This window comes from Lacticaseibacillus sp. 30, assembly GCF_053819265.1.
Map to the genome: position 1 here is coordinate 1 of NZ_JBSOQX010000053.1, position 2181 is coordinate 2181.

Below are 2181 nucleotides of genomic sequence, written 5' to 3' on the forward strand. Positions count from 1 at the left end.
AATTAATGACTTTTCCAATTATACTGATATCATCTGCTTTTACCAGTTGGTTGCAAGCTAATTCAACAATGAACAGTCAGTAGTTTTCATAAAACCGTTCAATGCATTGAACGGCAGAATCCTCTAACCATTGCGGTATCGCTAAATCATTCATGAATTGGTCAATGTTTGCTGATTCTTCTGGAATGTCTGCGAAATACATTGGAACGATAATTGATAGCGCACGTTGGTTGGCTCCATTCTCTGTACGGCTTTTAGTGTATTGATTTGTGTATCGAAGCTTACCGTTATCCCCGTTGAGAATATGTGCACATTCATGAGCTGCTTGAAATGGCAACTCATTTGCATTCGGCCATTTGTTGTTAAGAATAATTAGGCGAGCTTCTGTATCAACCAAAGGGCCTTGGTCCTCGTGTAAGGGGATAGTCGAGCAGCCTATATTGTGATCCCAAGCATAGTCAATCACCTGATTCAACAAGTCCTCTATATGATCATTCATGACGATCACGCTTTTTGCTGCTATTATTGCGTCGTTCCAAAATAGCTTGAATGATTTCCCAATCGTCTTGGCGAACAGGCTGTCCTTGATAGGTAAAGATGTTTGTTCCTGACAGATCAACAGGTTTAGAACCTTCATTGTCAGGATTGGGGTTATCCGTATTGCCAAGTAAATAATCCACAGAAACTTGAAGAACATCAGCAACTTTCTGAACATTCTCGGTAGATGGGGTCATCTTTTTCCATCGATAGATGCTGTTAATGCCTATACCTGCTTTCAGAGCTAATTTTTGGAGTGACCACCCTCGATTTGAAGCTAGTGTTTTTATTCTGTCGTAAGTACTCATGAGACGAGTTCTCCCGGTCATGACGAATTATTTATCACAAGTGGTTTACAATTTATCACGTGTGGTTTACTATGAATTCATCAAGTAATTAAGCAAACATCAACAAGCTAATCCATCCATGTCTTTGGCGATAACGGTGGATAAGTAGATCATCTGTCTTATTTGCTATGCCATTAATTTACCACTCGTGATAAATTAATGCAACAACTTGATTGATTCTTTAAATGTAAGGGAGGTGAGTACATGGTAAACGTTCAGCTCAATTGGACTGCTAATCGTAATGACTGGAAAGGCTACTTATTACATTTGAATTTGTCACAGCTCGACATTGCGAAATTTCTCGGTATCAGTGATCAGGTAATGGCAATTCTGGTTAAAAAGATGACTGACGGTCAGGGATTAACTGCTAATCAGATCGACAAAGACCGTTGGAAGCGAGCTATTGAATACGTCAAATATAAGCAGTCACAGCAAAAGAAGATGACGGTATGAACGGGCTAATCAAACTTCATGTGGAATAGGGAGGAAGATAAATGATCAAGCCGATTGATGCAATTCGCAATGAGCTTCCAGTGGTTACGTCCAAAACGTTAGATCTATTTGAGTCTGCTGTTAGTCAAGAACTACAAAAAAGAAACCCAAAAGCCACATTCCAAGTTAGCATCCTTGGGATGGCGGTATTGGGCCTTCTGGTGGCAACAAGGCTAGAGGAAGTCTCTGACATTAACAACTGAATCAAGCATTGTCTGTGCTGCGGACATGATAACAAACGCTTGGACAGCATCATCGACACTGGAGGGATCGTAAATCTTAGGGGTGTGGGCTTTGGGATTTCGATAAAGAAATATTACGGTTCTAAGAAGGTTACGTAATCCGGAATATATGTCTCTGTCGGTTTCCGTTGCAAGCATGTTGCCCTTAATAACGAGTATTGGTTGCTTGTCCGAAAACACGGTGCTTACCAAACTATTGCCATCTTTTTGTATGCCTGAAAGTTGCTGAATTCGATTAACGACACCCTTGCTTGCTTCGAAGATGGCGTGAAAGTAGTCGCCTTGAAGAAATTGTTCGTTGCAGAATTTCATCACTAGAGGGTGAACATTGAGTTCTGTAAGTCGAGCGCTAAGAGTTTTTAAGCGTAGCTGGGCTTCAGAAAACGTAGTCGCGGTTTTTGCTGATGCGATTCTTCCACTGTCATCCAAACAATAACCATAAAAAATAAGGCATTCATTTATCTCATATCGTAGGCGGCCCCATTCTTCTGGCTTTGAAATAAAGTCTTGAGGTCGAGCAATGTACTGGATGGCTCTAAAAAAGGGGCGACTATTGTGTGAAG

The 2181-nt window shown here is 40.9% G+C and carries 5 protein-coding genes; 2 read left to right on the plus strand and 3 right to left on the minus strand.

Translation table 11 applies throughout. The features are described from left to right. Positions 1-76: 76 nt before the first annotated feature. On the minus strand, positions 77-499 hold the full coding sequence (locus tag ACWPAB_RS15115; protein WP_003572182.1) for an ImmA/IrrE family metallo-endopeptidase: 423 nt from the start codon (positions 497-499) through the stop codon (positions 77-79). Beyond that, positions 492-845, minus strand: coding sequence for a helix-turn-helix domain-containing protein (locus ACWPAB_RS15120; protein WP_003572184.1), 354 nt, complete (start codon positions 843-845; stop codon positions 492-494). Before ACWPAB_RS15120 ends, ACWPAB_RS15115 begins: the two co-directional genes overlap by 8 nt. A 243-nt stretch (positions 846-1088) precedes the next feature. Here ACWPAB_RS15120 and ACWPAB_RS15125 point away from each other — a divergent pair, with 243 nt between their 5' ends. Beyond that, entirely contained in the window at positions 1089-1337 is a 249-nt protein-coding gene (locus ACWPAB_RS15125) for a hypothetical protein (protein ID WP_003574003.1), read from the plus strand. Positions 1338-1378: 41 nt separating this feature from the next. Continuing rightward, positions 1379-1579, plus strand: a complete 201-nt coding sequence (locus ACWPAB_RS15130; RefSeq protein WP_003572187.1) for a hypothetical protein — start codon at positions 1379-1381, stop codon at positions 1577-1579. On the opposite strand, the gene ACWPAB_RS15135 is transcribed toward ACWPAB_RS15130, so the two are convergent. Beyond that, on the minus strand, positions 1550-2181 hold a 632-nt coding region (locus tag ACWPAB_RS15135), incomplete at its 5' end, for a TIGR02391 family protein (protein ID WP_016382363.1). The two genes, ACWPAB_RS15130 and ACWPAB_RS15135, sit on opposite strands and share 30 nt — an antisense overlap.

Excerpts from the sequence above, each read along its gene's own strand:
- ACWPAB_RS15130 (WP_003572187.1), top strand. The coding sequence starts at position 1,379 with ATGATCAAGCCGATTGATGCAATTCGCAATGAGCTTCCAGTGGTTACG.
- ACWPAB_RS15120 (WP_003572184.1), bottom strand. The coding sequence starts at position 845 with ATGAGTACTTACGACAGAATAAAAACACTAGCTTCAAATCGAGGGTGG.
- ACWPAB_RS15115 (WP_003572182.1), bottom strand. The coding sequence starts at position 499 with ATGAATGATCATATAGAGGACTTGTTGAATCAGGTGATTGACTATGCT.
- ACWPAB_RS15125 (WP_003574003.1), top strand. The coding sequence starts at position 1,089 with ATGGTAAACGTTCAGCTCAATTGGACTGCTAATCGTAATGACTGGAAA.